This is a genomic window from Rahnella contaminans, from assembly GCF_011065485.1.
GTDB classification, from domain to species: domain Bacteria; phylum Pseudomonadota; class Gammaproteobacteria; order Enterobacterales; family Enterobacteriaceae; genus Rahnella; species Rahnella contaminans.
Window position 1 is genome coordinate 467,214 of record NZ_JAADJS010000002.1, and the last position, 18,793, is coordinate 486,006.

16 protein-coding genes are annotated in these 18,793 nt (G+C 42.5%); all 16 read left to right on the plus strand.

Annotation, left to right across the window (positions count from 1 at the left end):
• Window positions 1-101 precede the first annotated feature (101 nt).
• Window positions 102-872: a COG4705 family protein gene (locus GW579_RS11255; RefSeq protein ID WP_165059107.1), complete on the plus strand. Its 771-nt coding sequence runs from the start codon at window positions 102-104 to the stop codon at window positions 870-872.
• Between the two features lie 1,129 nt (window positions 873-2,001).
• Complete coding sequence (locus GW579_RS11260; RefSeq protein ID WP_259229273.1) at window positions 2,002-2,505, plus strand: helix-turn-helix transcriptional regulator; 504 nt, start codon at window positions 2,002-2,004, stop codon at window positions 2,503-2,505.
• 88 nt (window positions 2,506-2,593) lie between these two features.
• On the plus strand, window positions 2,594-3,289 hold the full coding sequence (locus GW579_RS11265) for an EAL domain-containing protein (RefSeq protein WP_165059109.1): 696 nt from the start codon (window positions 2,594-2,596) through the stop codon (window positions 3,287-3,289).
• Window positions 3,290-3,554: 265 nt separating this feature from the next.
• Complete coding sequence (locus GW579_RS11270) at window positions 3,555-3,770, plus strand: hypothetical protein (protein WP_152327709.1); 216 nt, start codon at window positions 3,555-3,557, stop codon at window positions 3,768-3,770.
• Window positions 3,771-3,844: 74 nt separating this feature from the next.
• The gene (locus tag GW579_RS11275; protein ID WP_152327710.1) at window positions 3,845-4,501 is read left to right on the plus strand and encodes a YjbF family lipoprotein; all 657 of its coding nucleotides are present in this window, start codon (window positions 3,845-3,847) and stop codon (window positions 4,499-4,501) included.
• Window positions 4,498-5,241 (plus strand): capsule biosynthesis GfcC family protein, encoded by a 744-nt coding sequence (locus GW579_RS11280; protein WP_165059111.1) that lies wholly within the window; start codon window positions 4,498-4,500, stop codon window positions 5,239-5,241. Before GW579_RS11275 ends, GW579_RS11280 begins: the two co-directional genes overlap by 4 nt.
• Window positions 5,241-7,331 (plus strand): YjbH domain-containing protein, encoded by a 2,091-nt coding sequence (locus tag GW579_RS11285; RefSeq protein ID WP_235937382.1) that lies wholly within the window; start codon window positions 5,241-5,243, stop codon window positions 7,329-7,331. Before GW579_RS11280 ends, GW579_RS11285 begins: the two co-directional genes overlap by 1 nt.
• A gap of 170 nt (window positions 7,332-7,501) precedes the next feature.
• Window positions 7,502-8,932, plus strand: coding sequence for an undecaprenyl-phosphate galactose phosphotransferase WbaP (gene wbaP / locus GW579_RS11290; protein WP_165059114.1), 1,431 nt, complete (start codon window positions 7,502-7,504; stop codon window positions 8,930-8,932).
• A gap of 97 nt (window positions 8,933-9,029) precedes the next feature.
• Entirely contained in the window at window positions 9,030-10,163 is a 1,134-nt protein-coding gene (locus GW579_RS11295) for a polysaccharide export protein (protein ID WP_165059116.1), read from the plus strand.
• A gap of 2 nt (window positions 10,164-10,165) precedes the next feature.
• The gene (locus tag GW579_RS11300; RefSeq protein ID WP_165059118.1) at window positions 10,166-10,600 is read left to right on the plus strand and encodes an arsenate reductase/protein-tyrosine-phosphatase family protein; all 435 of its coding nucleotides are present in this window, start codon (window positions 10,166-10,168) and stop codon (window positions 10,598-10,600) included.
• 18 nt (window positions 10,601-10,618) lie between these two features.
• A complete protein-coding gene (locus tag GW579_RS11305) occupies window positions 10,619-12,790 on the plus strand; it encodes a polysaccharide biosynthesis tyrosine autokinase (protein WP_165059119.1) in 2,172 nt (723 codons plus the stop codon).
• Between the two features lie 89 nt (window positions 12,791-12,879).
• Window positions 12,880-14,037, plus strand: a complete 1,158-nt coding sequence (locus GW579_RS11310) for a glycosyltransferase (RefSeq protein ID WP_165059121.1) — start codon at window positions 12,880-12,882, stop codon at window positions 14,035-14,037.
• A 16-nt stretch (window positions 14,038-14,053) separates the two neighbouring features.
• A complete protein-coding gene (locus tag GW579_RS11315) occupies window positions 14,054-15,043 on the plus strand; it encodes a glycosyltransferase family 4 protein (RefSeq protein ID WP_165059123.1) in 990 nt (329 codons plus the stop codon).
• A 156-nt stretch (window positions 15,044-15,199) separates the two neighbouring features.
• Window positions 15,200-16,396, plus strand: a complete 1,197-nt coding sequence (locus GW579_RS11320; RefSeq protein WP_165059125.1) for an O-antigen ligase family protein — start codon at window positions 15,200-15,202, stop codon at window positions 16,394-16,396.
• Between the two features lie 80 nt (window positions 16,397-16,476).
• Window positions 16,477-17,502, plus strand: a complete 1,026-nt coding sequence (locus GW579_RS11325; RefSeq protein WP_165059126.1) for a glycoside hydrolase family protein — start codon at window positions 16,477-16,479, stop codon at window positions 17,500-17,502.
• A 48-nt stretch (window positions 17,503-17,550) separates the two neighbouring features.
• Window positions 17,551-18,789: a glycosyltransferase gene (locus GW579_RS11330; protein WP_165059128.1), complete on the plus strand. Its 1,239-nt coding sequence runs from the start codon at window positions 17,551-17,553 to the stop codon at window positions 18,787-18,789.
• Window positions 18,790-18,793 lie beyond the last annotated feature (4 nt).

Consider the following 18,793-nt stretch of genomic DNA (forward strand, 5'->3'; position numbering starts at 1 on the left):
TAGCCGTTCAGGTTTTTGGGATTTGTTTGCACGCCCTAAGTTGCCCTTAAGAAACCCGTGAAATACTCGCCTGACTTATCTCCAACTGGGCGGGTTTTACGATGACAAACGTGGCAACGCAGGAAAAAGTTAACTGGGCAAACAAAGTGCCGGAAATTACCCTTTTTTTCTGGCTTATCAAAATGATGTCTACCACGGTGGGTGAAACGGCTGCCGATTTCCTCAACGTGAATCTGAACTTCGGGCTGACTAATACGTCGGTTGTGACCGGCATTTTGCTGGTGATTTCGTTGTTCTTCCAAATCAGAGCCAGACGCTATGTCCCCGCGCTTTACTGGATGTCGGTGTTGCTGATCAGCGTTTTTGGCACACTGCTCACCGATAACCTCACCGACAATTTCAACGTGCCGCTGGCTTTCTCCACCGTGATGTTTGGCGCGCTGCTGATTGTCACGTTCAGCATCTGGTATAAAAACGAAAAAACCTTGTCGATTCATGAGATTGATACAGTCAGACGAGAGCTGTTTTACTGGGCAGCTATTCTCTTCACTTTCGCACTGGGAACCGCTGCGGGTGACTGGGTGGCCGAAGGCATGAATCTGGGATATTCCACTGCCGCTATCGCGTTTGGTGGCCTGATTGTGATTACCGCTTGTGCCCATTATCTGCTGCGGATGAATGCGGTTTTGTGTTTCTGGATTGCCTATGTGCTGACCCGTCCGTTTGGAGCTTCCTGCGGCGACCTGCTGGCTCAGACGCCGGATAACGGCGGCCTCGGATTGGGCACGACCGGAACGAGTTGCCTGTTTCTCGTCGCCATTATCGGCCTGGTGGGTTATCTCACGTTCACTGAAAGGAAAATGGCTCAGTAAAGGCGTGCGTCAGTCCTGAAACCGATTCTTTCCACGAGATTACCGATGCGAATACTGCTGGTTGAAGATGACGTGATGACCGGCGAAGCGGTGCGGATGATTACATTCTTAAACCCTTTTAGATGAGTGAAGTGATGGCTGGCTGGAAAAAATAATACAGGCCGTGTTTAAGCACCGTTAAATCGATTAATTAGCCCGCAAAAAACCTGCCATGAGGCGGGTTTTTTTATGACTGTCCGTCAGCGCATTATTACCGTTCATTCTGCCTGCAGGGGATTTACAGGCGTATTCCTGCGGTCATCTGCCCGAATCTTCACCCTTATTTAGCAATTAATGCCATCGCGATTAGGATTATTCTTGGTTGGGGAAATTAATTTAAGTAATAAAAATCCTATATTGGCCTGAAAATAAAGCAGTAAGTATATTTTGTGGTCTTTTTAAGATAACTCCTAGGTAATTATCTGAATAAGAAAAAAGGTAATTTTGTGCCACAGAGTTGGATTAAATTCCAATAGTTTAGATTTTTAACAGGGTTTTTAAGAAAACAACCCAGTTTTGAAATACGGGTGTTTAATTTTGGTGAAAATTAAAACCAAAATTTGCACTAAAAAAGAATAATGCTCTGTTGTAGTGTAAATATTTAGACTAAATCGGGTGTAAACAAATTCCTGAGAATGCGATTAGTTCCTAATAAGATAGTTCTTAGATTTTTGCAGTCATATCAGTCAAAAGCGTCGTATAGCTCACATTTCTGTGTGCCATTAGGAAGATAAGTAAGAATTCGCCTAGGTCGGAGGTGGGTTAATAACGATAAGAATGTGTAAATCGATCGGTCAAACCTATTGTTGCTCGTGATTATGAGCGAGAAAAACGATTTGAAGAGTTTCCGCTGCGTATTACTCTACATACAGTCACTGGAAAGGAAAAATATGAATTAAAACGCAGGTAAACTTCGTTTTCTTTATATCGTTCTGAAAGTGCTTTATTCTCCCCCGTTCTCTCGGAGTAGAGTTTTAGCGTTTTTAAAACCACAAAATTAGGCGGCCCAATGCCTCGGGTAATTATCTGGAGTGAGTGCCAGTTTACGAAACTGGCGTTGAAAGAAATAATCTCCAAGAAGGTGCCTTACGTGAACGGTGTCATTTCCTTTGACCAGAGCGAACAGGTGCAATTGTATACAAAGGATTATCTGATCATTGACCCGTCAGCGGGCGGTTTCCACAAATGCTACGAGTTTTTGAGAGAGAATCTGAATGTTTTGGACCCGGAACGGATACTCATTGTGTCTTCGGCGGTGGATGTCCTGATGCTTGAGCTTCTTCTGAAAAAAGAATTTAAATTTCTGAAGAAGAAAAAAGAGTTATCCGACGTGGAGAATGCCGTGGAACAGTTTATCCAGCTGCGTGGCACGCCGATTAACAAGGAGGCGTTTAATTACAATATCACGCGAATGGAAGAGAAGGTTTTGGTGATGATGATGTCCGGTCTTTCTGTCACCAGCATCTCGAATATACTGAAACTTAGTGTGAAAACCATCAGCGTGCACAAATGCAATTCGCTAAGAAAAATTGGTGTAGATGCCAGCAGCAGCTCGGCATTGTTCTTTTTGCACCGACATGCGGTAGGGAATTGAGTTACCCGATAAAAATAAAGAGCAGTAAAGATTATTTCTACTTTGAATCAGTTTTATTCGGCTACTGCTGTTTATCTCAGGGGACGGTATGCAATCGGTCACACGTGGTTATCCGGGACATATTTTTGAACCTATCGTCACAGCATCCGGTGGCTTGCTGGGTTTCGAATTAGTAAGAAGATCATACAAAGTAGAAAATCGCTCTGATTCTGCTGGTTATGAATATAATTTATCTCCTGAAGATAAAATAAAAGTATTTTTCAACCAGGTCACTCTTGCCTGCATCAATGCCAATATATTTACCGATAATGACTTTTTATTATCTGTAAATATCGATTATGACATCGCCTGTCATATCGTTAGCAACACAGCACTATGTCACGTTTTAGAACAACATCGCTTTATCCGGCTGGAAGTGGATCAGAATTTTCCGGAATTTACGCAAGAAGCTCCGCGTAAGATTATCCGGTCGTTATCAGCATTTTGTACTTTATGGTTGGACAACTTTGGGGCCGGGAACACCAGCCTTTCACTGGTTATGAACGAATCGTTTGAATATATAAAGATCGACGAAAGTTTTTTTTGGCAACACCAGGGAACCCAGTCATTTAGAAAAACGATTGAACACCTCACACCTTACTGCCAGGGCGTTATCGTAAAAGGTGTCGAAAATGCACAACATGTAGAGTATTTAACAGGCAGCAATATTCACGCCATGCAAGGAGTATTGTGGTCCTCCTATAATCAGGAGGAACTAATTCAGTCTTTTTTCTCGAATAGCTGAATTTTATCGTCATAAATTTTTAAAGAATTAATGATCTCTGAATACGCTAAGGAAGTTTCGCCTGATATTTAATGGCGAGGCTTCCTTGCGCGGAAAATTATTGGATAAATATTTTGGCAAATTGGTGGCCGTAAACCAGGGGCGGTAGCATAGCTAAAATATACACCGGTCTTAAATTGTACAATAATTATTTTCTATTGATATACTCAAAGGGCCCATTGGTTATTGGGTGAACAATTCGTCTGTCAATTGAAGAGGAGTAATTATGAGAAAATTCATGTTTTCTGTTATTTCCCTGATGCTACTGCCGCTATATTCGCAGACAACATCTGCTGCTGAACTCAGCAAAGGGGAAACAGTGGCGGCAGTGGTCGGTACCAGCGGTGCAATATTAGCCGCAGGTCTGATTGCTGTAGGTAACGATGATAGTAATGGTAACAGCAACACTAACACCTCAACTACCACCACAACCTCACGCTAATAAGTCACTTAATTATAACCACACATCCGTGTGGTTATTTTCCCACATGATAATAAAGATATAGGGAATCACTTGTGCGCTATTCCTTATTGTTCCTCTGCCTCTTGTTACAAGCGTGTTCCCCCTCGCAAAACAGTCTGGTTGATACTTTTCAGGTTGCCATTAAAGGGCCGCAGGATGTTGTGGTGCCACCCCAAAGAATTGCCGCTATCCCTTATGGCAGCATTTATTTAAAACTGCCTACGTCTGCGCAAATCTTTGTTGTCGGCTATCTCCAGGATGGCTTTGAAAAATGGAGTACCGGCGACCAGGTCGTATTTATTACCCAAAATGGTCGCCTGGTTCGGTCGACCGGTTATTTGCAAGGGGATCTGCTGGAAGTCACCAATCTGCAACAAGACCCGCTGTTGCATGCAACAAATTTGCGTGAAGGGGCGGGCTGGACAAGTCTGATGCGCTGGACGGAGAACCGGCAGCCATTGTCATCCGTTGTGACATCCCGTTTCAGCCGTCAGGGCGACGAAACCCTGACACTTCCCGGAAGAGTTGTCGCCTGTCAGGTGTGGCGCGAGGATGTGACGCTTGAGGCCACGGGTGACCGCTGGCAAAACACTTTCTGGGTAGATCCGCAAAGTGGATTAGTGCTCAAGAGCAATCAGAGGTTGGGAGCAGATATGCCGGTGAGTATGACATTGCTCAAACCTGCCAATGCGGGGATCCCACCAGCATGAAAATAAAAACGCTTTTATTCATTTTTAGCGCCTTGCCGGGGATGGCATTTTCCGAGGGCAACGTGGCCGTTTACACCAGCGCCTCTCAGGGGCAGCCTGCCCAGGTACTCAGCCATATTAAAGATATGCGCCAGATGATGGCGGAGTCCGACCTGATCCGCCAATCCTGGTCGCCCGGCACCGTGATTGCTGTGCCTGCCGAAACGCCTGAGGCGCAGCAACAGTATCTGTACATGCAGAACCAGCTCAAGGCCTGGCGTGCCACGGAGAGTGGCGATACGCAGCAGACCATTAACCGCGTCATTCAGCAATTGCAGGGGTTGCAGGTTACCGGTCGTCAGTTTACCCCGATGGATGCGGATTTGATCCTCAACAACAATGCCGCTAACCGCCAGTTACAGGGGGATTATCGCGTCTATACCGCAACGCATCCCAACAGCGTGTTTTTGCTGGGTGCGGTGAGTGGGGCGGGAAAACAGCCGTGGGTTGCAGGACGTACGATTCGTGAATATCTCGCAGACCATCAATTTCTTTCTGGTGCCAATCTGAATGAAGCCGTGGTGATTGATCCCAATGGAACCATCCGGGTCGCGCCGGTCGCCTACTGGAATTATCGCCACGCTGAAGCCCAGCCGGGCAGTATCATTTGGGTCGGTTTTTCTGACTGGACGCTGCCGCGCCAGTTTAAAAACCTTAATCAGCACATCGTCTCTGTTTTGGCGCACCGGATCCCTGAATGATGAAACCAAAATATCTTCTCAGCCTGCTTGCTGTGTCCGTGGTTTACGCTAATTCCGTCCGTGCGCAAACGTATGATGAACCCCTTGGTCCTTCACAGTCCGATTTCGGCGGCGCGGGACTTTTACAAACACCGACGGCGCGGGTCCCCGAAGAAGGGGAGTTCAGTGCCAACTACCGCGATAATGATGCCTACCGTTTTTATTCGGTCTCGATGGCGTTGTTTCCCTGGCTGGAGACCACGTTGCGTTATACCGACGTGCGTGACCGGCTTTACAGTAGTGATCCAAACTTCAGCGGCAATCAAACCTATAAAGACAAGTCTTTCGATGTGAAATTAAGGCTGTGGGAAGAGGGCTACTATCTTCCGCAGTTCGCGGTGGGCAAGCGCGATATCGGCGGAACGGGGCTCTTTGACAGTGAGTATCTGGTCGCCAGTAAAGCGGCCGGACCGCTAGATTTTACGCTGGGGGTAGGCTGGGGTTATATCGGCAACAGCGGCAATATCACGAACCCTTTCTGCAAAGCCAGCGATAAATATTGTACCCGCGCGCAAAGCCATTCCACCGGCGATATTTCACTCAATGATATGTTCCGCGGGCCTGCAGGGGTATTCGGCGGCGTGGAGTATCAGACCCCCTGGCAGCCGTTGCGCCTGAAGATGGAATACGATGGTAATAACTACCGCGATGATTTTGCCGGGGCACTAAAACAGAACAGTAAGTTTAACTTCGGTGCTGTTTATCGCCTGGCAAGCTGGATGGATGTCAACGCCAGCTACGAGCGTGGCAATACCTTTATGTTCGGGTTTACCCTGCGCAGTAACATGAACGATTGGGTTCCTCATCAGATTGATGATCCGGTTCCTGCCTATCAGCCGCAGCCGCAAAGTGCGGGAATGGTTAATTACAGCGTCGCGACCGGGCAACTGGCCCAACTGAAAGGCAATGCCGGGTTTAGCGAACCGCGTATCGACATCCGTGACGACACCCTCAACGTTACGGGTCAGCAGGATAAATATCGTAATACGTCCAAAGGCGTAGAGCGTGCCAATCTCATCATGCTGAATAATCTGCCGGAGAATGTCGACACACTGGATGTTACCCAAAACCGCTTTGGTATGCCGATGGTCACCACACGTACCCGCGTGGCGAGCCTGCGTCAGCAGCAACAGGGTTATCCGCTGGGGCAGGAACAGTCCCTGAACCAGCAACGGATTGAACCGGTCACAGACGTCGGTCAGGGATTCTTTATCGGCAAGGACCGGTTTAATTACAGCCTGTCGCCGGTATTAAGACAATCCGTCGGCGGCCCTGAAAACTTTTATATGTATCAGATCGGGGTGCTGGCGGATGCCAACTACTGGCTGACAGATCATCTGCTTGTCGATGGCGGCGTGTTTGGCAACGTTGCCAATAACTACGATAAGTTCCGCTATGACGGCGTCAGTAATGACTCTTCTCTGCCACGCGTACGAACGCATATCCGTGAATACGTTCAGAACGATGTCTATGTGAATAACCTGCAAGCCAACTACTTCCGTTATCTGGGCAACGGTTTCTACGGACAGCTTTATGGCGGTTATCTGGAGATGATGTACGGCGGCGTCGGGGGCGAAGTGCTCTACCGGCCACTGGATTCTGACTGGGCACTGGGTATTGATGCCAACTATGTCAAACAGCGCGACTGGGACGACATGATGCGCTTCACTAACTACAAGGCCGCAACCGGCAACCTGACAGCCTACTGGCGGCCGGCATTTATGGATGATGTGCTGGTGAAAATGAGTGTCGGGCAATATCTGGCTAAAGACAAAGGCGGCACGTTGGATCTCTCCAAACGCTTTGACAGCGGTGTCACCGTGGGAGCCTATGCGACGCTGACGAATGTCTCTAAACAGGAATACGGTGAAGGCTCCTTTACTAAAGGCTTCTACATCTCTGTACCGCTGGACTTACTGACTGTCAAACCGACACGTAGCACGCCAGCTGTCAGCTGGACACCACTGACGCGTGATGGTGGCCAGATGCTGGGCAGACAGTACGGCTTGTACGGTATTACTTCAGACAGAGATACGCCGCAGTTGCCTTAATGAAAGGTTGTGTCTGACTGCAACAGTCAGGCACCTACAAAATGACTTATTTATTATTTTTCTGATATGTCAGCATGTCAGGGGACAGTTAATGAAGTCAATTATTATAAGCCTATTAACCTGATGTCCTCAGGTAATAATTATTTTTTGATACTTGTTGTGAGGGAAATATGACATTTCTCACCAGAAATTTTTACTCAAGCCTGTTTCTTGCTCTTTCTGATTTCGTCAGTTTCACCCTGTCGATTTATGTCGCAAAAATATTACTGAGCTTCATGCTCAAAGAGTTTGATGACTATATTCCCGCTCAACATGTTACTGCCCTGGTTTTATTACACTGGACGCTGGCATTTTGTTGTGTTGGCTGGTTCTGCATGCGCTTGCGGCATTATTACTACCGCAAAACCTTCTGGTTTGAACTGAAAGAAATTTTACGCACGCTGGTCATTTTTGCCGTTATTGAGATCGCGGTAATGGCTTTCGCGGAGTGGAATTTTTCCCGTTATATGTGGATCCTCACCTGGCTGTTGGTGCTGATATTTGTACCTTGTGCCCGCATGATGACTAAGCGTGTATTAACGGTTCTGGGTATCTGGCAACGCGATGCCATTATTATTGGTACCGGTAAAAATGCTCACGAGGCTTACAAAGCGATTCAAAGCGAAAAGAATCTCGGGCTGAACGTCACCGGATTTATTTCCAGCGAACTGACTGACAAGCCGGGGGACAGCATTGATGGCATTCCGATCATATTCTGCGATGACCTGTGGTTATTAACGCCGTGCGACAAGAAAACCCAGTTTATTGTCGCTGTGGAAGCACACCAGAGCGATATCCGTAACTACTGGCTACGGGTCTTTATGATCCACGGTTACCGTTATGTCTCGGTGATCCCGACCCTGCGCGGCATGCCGCTCGACAGTACGGATATGTCGTTTATTTTCAGCCACGAAGTGATGATCTTACGTGTTCATCAGAATCTGGCGAAATGGTCATCACGCTTCCTGAAACGTGCTTTCGATATTGTGGCTTCACTGGGGATTATTGCCATATTGTCTCCGCTGCTGCTGTATATCAGCTTCAAAGTGAGGAAAGATGGCGGCCCGGCAATTTATGGCCATGAGCGTATTGGTAAAGGCGGGCGTCCTTTCAAATGTCTTAAATTCCGCTCAATGGTAATCAATTCCAAGGAAGTGCTTGAGCAATTGCTGGCAAATAACCCGGAAGCACGCGCCGAGTGGGATGAGACATTTAAGCTGAAAAACGATCCACGTATTACGCGCATCGGACATTTATTGCGTAAAACCAGCATGGATGAATTGCCGCAGTTATTTAATGTATTAAAAGGAGAGATGAGCCTTGTTGGTCCGAGGCCTATTATTAACGCTGAACTGGAGCGTTACAGTGATGAGGTGGATTATTACTTGCTGAGCAAACCGGGAATGACCGGATTATGGCAGGTGAGTGGTCGCAGTGATGTGGATTACGAAACCCGCGTCTATCTTGACGCCTGGTATGTAAAAAATTGGTCGATGTGGAATGACATCGCCATCTTGTTTAAAACAGTAAGTGTTGTGCTTAGAAAAGACGGTGCTTATTAACAGTCATTTAAATAATGCATCACCCTCATGTATTGGCTGCTAGTTATTAGCGTCATGGCCAACATCAATTTCTGTTGAACCACATGATATGGATTTTATGAAAAATAAAACGTTTAAGATTTCTGCATTATTCGGAGCTTTGTTACTGAGCGGATGTACGGTTATTCCAGGGCAGTCGTTAAGTACCATGGACAAAGATGTTGTTCAACCTACTGATAGCAATTATGACATTGATAAATTAGTTAACGTGTATCCGATGACGCCCGGCCTGGTGGATCAGCTGCGTCCGATCGTTGCTCAGGCACGGCCAAATCCAGAGCTGGATATGCAACTGCAAAACTACCAATACCGTATTGGTTCCGGTGATGTTCTGATGGTTACTGTGTGGGATCATCCTGAACTGACCACCCCGGCCGGTCAGTACCGCAGTGCCAGTGATACGGGTAACTGGGTCAATACCGATGGCACGATATTTTACCCATACATAGGTAAAGTCGCCGTGGCGGGGAAAACTGTCTCTCAGGTTCGTGAGGAGATCAGTAGCCGTCTGGCGACGTATATTGAAAGTCCGCAGGTGGATGTCAGCGTCGCGTCTTTCCGCTCGCAAAAAGTTTATGTCAGTGGTGAGGTTGTGAAATCGAGCCAGCAGCCGATTACCAATATTCCCCTGACCGTCATCGATGCCATCAACGCCGCGGGTGGGCTCGCGCCGGACGCAGACTGGCGTAATGTCGTATTAACTCATAACGGGAAGGACCGTCGCATCTCGCTTGAAGCATTGATGCAGAAAGGGGATTTAACCCAAAATCAGTTGCTCTTTCCGGGCGATATTCTCTACGTACCACGTAATGATGACCTGAAAGTATTTGTCATGGGTGAAGTCGGGAAACAGAGCACGCTTAAAATGGATCGCAGCGGGATGACTCTGGCAGAAGCATTAGGTAATGCCGACGGCGTTTCACAGGTGATGTCGGATGCGTCGGGGATATTTGTTATCCGCCAGATTAAGGATAATAAACAGGGGAAAATCGCCAATATCTATCAGCTGAATGCTAAAGATGCCTCCGCAATGGTGATGAGTACTGAATTCCAGTTACAGCCGTACGATATTGTTTATGTTACCGCCGCACCGGTTGTCCGCTGGAACCGCGTGATATCTCAGCTGGTTCCTACTATTAACGGGGTTAATAGTATGACCGAAACTGCACGATATATTCATAACTGGAATTAGGAATGTTTGATTCATTGCTGATTATCTGCACGGGAAATATTTGCCGCTCTCCAACGGCAGAACGTATATTACGTCAATTATTACCTGATAAAAAAATAGACTCTGCAGGTGTCAAAGCATTAGTGGGATATCCCGCTGACGAAACGGCATTACTGACTGCACAGCATTATGGTGTTGCTCTGGATGGGCATAAAGGCAGGCAATTTACCAAGCAACTTGGGCGTCAGTATGATCTGATACTCGTGATGGAAAAACGCCATATTGAATCTGTCACACGTATGGCTCCGGAGGTTCGTGGTAAGACTTTGCTACTGGGGCACTGGCTGCAGCAAAAAGAAATTCCCGATCCATATCTCCAAAGCCAGGAAGCATTCAACTTTGTTTATCAGCTAATTGACCGAGCTTGCCAGATTTGGGCAATTAAACTGGGTGGATAAAAATTAGGAATCTATTGCATGTCATCTGTTATTTCTTTGAAGTCAGAAAGTTCACACTCGGGTGAAATTGAACTTGGTAAGTTAATTGGGCAATTACTTGACCATAGAAAACTTATTATTATCTTAACCGCAATATTTGCGGTGTTGGCAGTAGTATATGCTTTATTTGCCACTCCAATATATCAGGCTGATGCTCTGATTCAGGTTGAACAAAAACAAGGCAATGCCCTCATTAATAGCATCAGTCAGATGTTGCCAGACAGTCAGCCTGATTCCGCGCCGGAAGTCGCACTTTTACAGTCCAGAATGATATTGGGTAAAACAGTCCAGGATCTGAATCTACAGGCAAATGTTGAACAAGATTACTTCCCAATTTTTGGAAGGGGTTGGGCTCGTCTGACTGGACAGCCGAAAGGTAAGTTGACCGTGAGTCGACTTTATCTGCAAAATGTCGCCGGTAAAAGTCCTGAAATTACGCTTACGGTGCTTGATAAACATCATTTTAAGATCACCGGTAATGATATCGATTTAAAAGGAACCGTCGGTGAGCTTATCGAAAGTAAAGGCATCTCATTAGTGGTTAGTCAAATGGATGCACCGCCAGGAACTAGTTTTACAGTAAACTATCTGACATATCTGGATGCCATTAACAAAGTTCTGGGTTCTTTCTCTGCGGAAGATCAGGGGAAGAATACGGGTATCCTTAATTTGACATTCACAGGCGATGATCCTGAATTAATTAAAGCTGTTTTAAATAGTATCAGCGAGAACTACCTTGCACAAAATATCGCCCGTCAAGCTGCTCAGGATGCGAAAAGCCTCGAGTTTCTAAATACACAACTCCCCAAAGTCCGTAGCGATTTAAATATTGCGGAAGATAAGTTAAATACTTACAGGAAACAAAGTGATTCTGTTGACCTGTCACTGGAAGCAAAGTCGGCTTTAGACCAGATTGTAAATGTTGATAATCAATTAAATGAGCTTACTTTCCGTGAGGCTGAAATTTCTCAGCTTTATACCAAATCGCATCCAACCTATAAGGCGCTTATGGAAAAACGCCAGACATTGGAGGAAGAAAAAGAGAAGCTCAATAAGCGCGTCTCCGGAATGCCAGCAACCCAACAAGAAGTGTTGCGATTGAGTCGTGACGTAGAATCCGGTCAGGCAATCTATATGCAATTGCTGAACCGGCAGCAGGAATTGAGCATTGCAGAATCAAGTGCTATTGGTAATGTAAGAATAATTGACAGCGCGATGACTGAGCCTAAACCTATAAAACCGCGAAAGCTTTTGGTTATATTTATAGGGATTGTTTTAGGGGGAATATTCTCATTATCTATTGTCCTGTTAAGAATTTTCCTGCACAGAGGTATCGAGTCACCTGAACAGTTAGAAGAATTGGGCATTAATGTGTATGCAAGCGTTCCTCTGTCTGAGTGGATTGTTAAAGAATCAATATCAAAAAAAGGAAAAAACCAAAAGAACAAAAACAACTTATTATTTTTAGCGCAAGAAAATCCTGCCGACCTGGCAATGGAGGCAATTCGCGGGCTGCGTACCAGTTTGCACTTTGCCATGATGGAAGCTAAAAATAATGTCTTAATGATCTCCAGTGCAAGCCCGAATGCAGGTAAAACATTTATAAGCAGCAACATGGCTGCATTGTTAGCCATGGGAAATCAGCGCGTACTGTTTATAGATGCTGACCTGCGCAAAGGTTATGTGCATAAACTGTTCAAGGGTAGTCTGGAGCATGGTCTGTCTGATATTCTTGCTGGGAAATCCACTATCGAACAGGGTGTTAAAACCTTGCCAAGTGTCGGGTTTGATTATATTACGCGTGGTAAGGTACCCCCGAATCCTGTCGAGTTATTAATGCATTCGCGCTTTAATAAGTTAATCGAATGGGCTGCTGAGAATTACAATATTGTTGTCATTGATACTGCCCCTATTCTTGCTGTCACAGATGCGGCTGTCATTGGACGCTATGCTGGCACATCGTTGCTGGTGGCACGATTTGAGGTCAATACTCCAAAAGAAATGGAAGTAAGTATCAGACGTTTCGCACAAAGTGGCGTTGAAATTAAAGGATGTATACTTAACGGGGTTGTAAAAAAAGCCAGTAATTATTACGGCTACGGATACAATCATTATGGCTATGAATATTCGGATAAAATATCTGACGAATAGTATGCATTTTATGTCAGATCGATACTTTAATTGATGAATGAGGGTTGTTTGTCTTAAACATTAACGCATAAAGAAATTCAGGCCAAAAAATGAAAAAAATTCTTGTTGCTTGTCGTGGTTATTATCCTGATATCGCCGGGGGGGGCGAAATTTCAACTAAGTTGTTGACTGAACAATTGTCAAGTTTAGGCTATGAAGTTGAAGTACTTGCTGTCAGTGATGCTGATTATAAAGATCAGGTTAATAGCATAGATGTTAACAGGGTTAAGTATTCTAATTTATATTGGTCCATGAAAAACAAAGAAGTATCTAGAGTTAAGAAGCTAATCTGGCATGTTGTGGATTCTAATAACATTTCATTTGCAAATAAGATTGGCGCGATTTTAGAAAAAGTAAAACCAGAAATTTTTATTACCAGTACGATAGAGGATATATCTTCACTGGCCTGGAAAATTGCAAAGGAAAAAGGAATACGGACTATCCATATCTTAAGGAGTTATACATTATTATGTGTAAACGCAAATATGTATAAGGAAGATAATTGCGGTAGTCAATGTGGATTGTGCAAGAGCATGACTATTCTTAAAAAATCCAACTCAAAGTATGTGGATGATGTAGTTGGTATTAGTCGCTTTGTCTTGGATGAACATATAAGAAGCGGGTATTTCAAAAACGCACAACAACATGTTATTTATAATATTTGTTTGGAAGATGTTTTAAAGGAAAGGCAATATAATGGTTTTAATGGAAAAATAATAAATTTTGGTTATTTAGGGCGCGTTCATAAAACAAAGGGAATAGATTTGATATTTGCAGCGCTTAGTAAGCTCCCTGACTGTATAACAAAAAATATTAGTTTGAAAATAGCAGGTGATGGAGATAAAGATTACATACTCCATCTTTCTGATGAAGCCAGGAAAAGTAAGTTGAACGTTGAGTTCCTGGGCAATGTGCCTGCAAATGACTTTCTTGATTGCCTGGACCTTTTAATTGTGCCATCAAAATGGAATGAACCATTTGGCAGGGTGATCATTGAGAGTATGGCAAGAAAGGTTCCTGTCGCAGCGAAGGAAGTCGGTGGGATTCCTGAATTACTGTCAGATAACCAAGGCTTTTTATTTGATAATGAAGAACAACTTACTTTATTAATCCGGAACTATTTAGAAAGTAACCTGCATTTTAAATTTATATTGAACAACTTTGAAACAAAAAATATTGTCAATAAATGGAATGATTTATTGTCTTAATTAAAAGGGGGGGGTAATGAAAAAAATAATATTCGATAAAAGATGGGAAGGCGGCCATGGGATTGGAAGATTTTCATCAGAAATAACGAAGCGTGTCAACTTCGACGGATACATAAAACTAAATATAAAGCCCACCAGTCCTTTAGATATCTTAGTCACTCCATGGTATCTGTTTTATAATAAATCAATATATTTCACCCCCGGATTCAATGCACCCTGGTTATTTGTCAATCGTAGTATTATTACTATCCATGATTTAAATCATATTGATATCAGCGGAAATGATAGTTATCTAAAAACTATTTATTATGACTTTGTTTTAAAGCGGGCTTGCAAGAAATCGTTGCTAATATTTACCGTATCTGAATTCTCAAGAAGGAGGATAGCTGAATGGGCAGGCGTCTCTCCCGAAAAAATTGTGGTAGTTGGAAATGGAGTATCTAAAGATTTTAAACCTGAGGGAGATGTTTTTAAGCCCGGATACAAATACTTTTTATGTGTAAGTAACAGGAAGCTACATAAAAATGAAGAAAGGTTAATAAAGGCATACTCCACTGTTGAAGACAAATATGGAATCAAACTTGTTTTGACAGGAAAAGAAACGCCTGAGTTAAAAGAATATATTGCTTCTCTGGATTTGTCAGACGATATTTATTTTACCGGTTATATCGATGAAGAAAAATTGCCATCTTATTATCGTGGTGCTAGGGCATTGCTAATGCCATCGTTATACGAAGGTTTTGGTTTACCTGTCATTGAAGCAATGGCTTGTGGTGTACCTACGTTGGCCTCGAACACGACAGCACTTAAAGAAATCGCTGAAGGTTATTCAGTTCTGGTTGATCCTGAATCTGTCGAGGACATAGCAAGAGGAATAAATTCTCTGATAAATAATAAGGTTTTGGTTAATGACCTACAAATTAAGGGCCTGCATCGTGCCAGGCAATTCACCTGGGATAAAACTGTAAGTTTAATTAATCATTCTCTTACGAAATTAAGAAAATAGAAAGTGAAATCTGTACTACTACAAACTGACATAATCTATTTTTTACTAAGTGGTTAGGATATGAATCTTTCCTGTATAAAGTTATGGTGTGAGTTAACTGCTTGACGAAAAAATAAGCTAATAATCGGCCTGCGAGATCAAAAAAAGTGATGGGTTATGAAGTTTAATAAAATAGAACTTACGTCATTTGCATTTTCATTGTGTACGAGTGTTGACCTGTTAAGTTTTATGGGGTTCAGGGTATCACTTATTCCGATGGTCATATATGGAGTTGCATTAATAATTAAGAACAAATCCATTGACAAAAATATTTTCTTTGTTTTGGTTTTCTTTTTATGTTGTGCTCCCTCGGTTATGTTTAGTTATGCTTTCGGTAAGTCCGCTGGATATTTAATATGGATAATTTTTAATTTCTTTTTTATTTCATATGTATTCAAACATCTTGCTCAGAATGATTATTCTGCTACCTTGAAAGGGCTATTTAACTCTTACCGCTTTCAAATTGTTTGTGGTGCAATTTTTTATTTCGCACATTTGCAAGACAGGGCGCACTTTCTCTATTATGAACCTTCTTACTTCGCCATCGCTTTAATACCATATGTTGTGATCGTTTTATGTAATTTTTTCCAAAAAGAAAACAAAATACAAATACCCAAAGCACAGTTTTTTGATATTTTTTTATGTATCGTTGCAATTTATACAACCAAAAGTGCTAATTTACTTCTAGTTTTCCTAATTGGTACCTGCGTCATATCGTTACATGGAAAGAACAAGATGTTAAAAATATCAATTTCTTTACTTATAATGTTTATTGGTTTCGTGGGTCTTTATTTTTATGCTAAAACAAACAATGATTTGATTGCTATTACCTTTAGAAATGTTTTTATGTCGGGTGATGTTTTAGATGGTTTGAAAGACCGTGTGGGTAACAGATGGTACAGAGTTGAAATGGCTTATCATGTTGCCTTAGAACATTTTTGGGGGGTTGGGATTGGTGCTTATACCGAGTATACGTTAAGTAATAAAAGTGCCTATCCATTTTACAATTCCCTACCGTGGTATTTAAATCCCTTCGGGCTTCCAGCGATCAATCTTTACGTCGAAATGGCGGCTACATGTGGTTGGATGGCACTGATTATATGGTTGATATGGCATCATAGGTTGTTATTTGCTAATGAAGCCGTGTTGTTTAAAGGAACTGTTATTTACTTCTCATTACTTATATCAATGATAGTTCTTATAATTGAATCTAGTTTTATGAGACCTTATTACTGGGTGTTAATTGGAATTTGTATGTCGCATAATCGATTTACTTTTAAAAGAATATTTAACAATGAAAACCCCCTTAAATAAATATACGATTCATTTTGAGCTATGATTATAGTTAAATTTAATGTATTACATTTGCCAAAGTTCAGAAAAAGGTGGGCGCGATGATTAATAAGGTAATGAGATGGGGCGTGAATGTCACTCTAATTGTACCTTTTGTTCTTCTATCAATAAACCAAGCTTTGGCGTTTAATGTCGGTGTGGGTGTACACCCCGATGGTTTCTATGGTACCCCTGAGGAATTTATTTCATTAATGAAGAAGTATGATATAAATTCCTTAAGAACAGATTATAAATGGGATTCTGTGGAAAAGGTAAAAGGACAATATTCTGCACCGAATAGTAAAACTGAAAAAGTGCTCGACATTGCTTACCAAAACGGAATTAATCCTGTTGTTATACTAGATTATGGAAACGAATTATATGGAAAAGGAAAGCCAATAACTGACGAGCAAGTTTCTGCTTTCTCTAACTATGCAGCATGGACTGTTGAGCATTTCAAAGGTAAGGCTTCTGTCTTTGAAATATGGAATGAATGGTCCAACAGGGTAGAACCTGGAGCTAATAATGATGAGTCTGCCAAAAACTACGTCAAGTTAGTGGAAGTTGTTTCAAAAGTTATTAAAAAAGAAAATCCGCAGGCGACTGTCATCGCCGGTTCTTTCAACCCTATGGATTATATTGATATTCGATGGGGTAAAGAAATCGTCAAGTTGGGCATCCTGGATTATATTGATGGCCTGTCAGTGCATCCTTATACGTGGGGAAGTAAAAGAGCCTCAATCCCCGAATTCAATATAAAAATGCTTGATAAGACTCAACAGGACCTGATGGTGTTGGCAAAGCGAACTTCACCTATACCTTTGTATATAACTGAGATGGGTTTCCCAACTTCTGATAAAAAGCCTGTTCTCACACAGCAAGAAATTGCTGACTATGCCTATAAGTATATCCTCCTGGCTAAAACTAAACCTTATATTAAAGGTGTATGGTGGTACGATTTTATTAATGATGGGAATAATAAAAATTATCGTGAACATAATTTCGGTATTCTTAATAGAGATTTGAGTGAAAAATCAACAGCAGATGCTATAAAAAATGCTTCTAAAAGTATATCAATAGAAAAGTAACAGTCATTGTTTAGTATTGTTGCAGCTGTTATTTAAAGGACGTTATTTATGAAGGTTTCGTTTTTTGTCTATAAATTCCCAGTGGCATCAGAGACATTTATTATTAATCAAATTGCGTATTTTATAAAAAAAGGGATCGATGTTGAAGTCGTGTCAGTTTTCCCTGGTGAGTTCAACATTAAGCACAAGTCACTTACCCAGTATCGCATATTAGATAAAGTAAGATTTCTTCTGGATAAAGAACCAGACAGTAAGGGACAAAAACTCATTACCAGAGTTATTGCTGCTACCGGTGCACTTACAAATAAAAAAGCATTTGAAAGCTTGAATTTCAAAAAATATGGATATTATGCAAAAACTCTAATTTTATCCCAAATTTTATCAAAGAATAGCAGGAAAATAAAATCCGACATAAACATTGCACATTTTGGAACTACAGCAGCGTTGTTAAACCAACTAAAAAGATTGGGTTTTGTTGATGGGAAAATAGCTGCTGTTTTTCACGGTAATGATATTTCTCAAAAAAGAATTTTGAATTTATTTCATTCCGATTATGAACAGCTATTCAATGATGCAAATTATATTTTTCCGGTGAGTGAGTTGTGGGCGAGTAAGATAGCCTTAACACCTGCAATAAAAAATAAAACACACGTGATAAGAATGGGCGTGAATATTAGTAAATTCATTTATAAAGAACGAATTACTATTAGTTATCCAATAAAACTTCTCTCTATCGCCAGACTTACAGAAAAAAAAGGCATCTCCGTCGCTATAAATGCCTGCCTGTTATTAAAACAGCAAAACGTTGACTTTGATTACACCATTATCGGGGACGGGCCTCTGCGAAAAGAACTTGAATCTCAGGTCACCAATCTTGGATTGGGTGACAAAATTGCCTTTTTAGGTGCGCAGACGCAAGAAACTGTCTCTGAATATTTAAATAACTCGGATGTGTTTTTACTACCTTCCGTCACGGCGTCAGATGGTGATATGGAAGGGATCCCGGTTGCACTGATGGAAGCAATGGCAATCGGTATACCTGTGATATCGACGTTTCACAGTGGCATCCCTGAGCTTATTGAAGATCGCGTGTCTGGTTTTCTGGTCAATGAAAATGATGCCGCCAGCATTGCAGGTGTCATCTCTGAAATAATCGATAATCCCGGTGTGTTGCCGGATATTTGTCGTAATGCGAAACAAACAATTGATAACGAATTTGATCAGGATAAATCCTATTCCAGGATGTTAAATATTCTACTCGGCCTGCCTTTACATATTAACCGGTGATAAA

What these genes read in the sequence shown, in the direction of transcription:
- GW579_RS11285 (WP_235937382.1), top strand. Translation starts at nt 5,241, where the DNA reads ATGAAACCAAAATATCTTCTCAGCCTGCTTGCTGTGTCCGTGGTTTAC.
- GW579_RS11295 (WP_165059116.1), top strand. Translation starts at nt 9,030, where the DNA reads ATGAAAAATAAAACGTTTAAGATTTCTGCATTATTCGGAGCTTTGTTA.
- GW579_RS11330 (WP_165059128.1), top strand. Translation starts at nt 17,551, where the DNA reads ATGAAGGTTTCGTTTTTTGTCTATAAATTCCCAGTGGCATCAGAGACA.
- GW579_RS11310 (WP_165059121.1), top strand. Translation starts at nt 12,880, where the DNA reads ATGAAAAAAATTCTTGTTGCTTGTCGTGGTTATTATCCTGATATCGCC.
- GW579_RS11320 (WP_165059125.1), top strand. Translation starts at nt 15,200, where the DNA reads ATGAAGTTTAATAAAATAGAACTTACGTCATTTGCATTTTCATTGTGT.
- GW579_RS11265 (WP_165059109.1), top strand. Translation starts at nt 2,594, where the DNA reads ATGCAATCGGTCACACGTGGTTATCCGGGACATATTTTTGAACCTATC.
- GW579_RS11270 (WP_152327709.1), top strand. Translation starts at nt 3,555, where the DNA reads ATGAGAAAATTCATGTTTTCTGTTATTTCCCTGATGCTACTGCCGCTA.
- wbaP (WP_165059114.1), top strand. Translation starts at nt 7,502, where the DNA reads ATGACATTTCTCACCAGAAATTTTTACTCAAGCCTGTTTCTTGCTCTT.
- GW579_RS11325 (WP_165059126.1), top strand. Translation starts at nt 16,477, where the DNA reads ATGATTAATAAGGTAATGAGATGGGGCGTGAATGTCACTCTAATTGTA.
- GW579_RS11305 (WP_165059119.1), top strand. Translation starts at nt 10,619, where the DNA reads ATGTCATCTGTTATTTCTTTGAAGTCAGAAAGTTCACACTCGGGTGAA.
- GW579_RS11280 (WP_165059111.1), top strand. Translation starts at nt 4,498, where the DNA reads ATGAAAATAAAAACGCTTTTATTCATTTTTAGCGCCTTGCCGGGGATG.
- GW579_RS11255 (WP_165059107.1), top strand. Translation starts at nt 102, where the DNA reads ATGACAAACGTGGCAACGCAGGAAAAAGTTAACTGGGCAAACAAAGTG.
- GW579_RS11300 (WP_165059118.1), top strand. Translation starts at nt 10,166, where the DNA reads ATGTTTGATTCATTGCTGATTATCTGCACGGGAAATATTTGCCGCTCT.
- GW579_RS11315 (WP_165059123.1), top strand. Translation starts at nt 14,054, where the DNA reads ATGAAAAAAATAATATTCGATAAAAGATGGGAAGGCGGCCATGGGATT.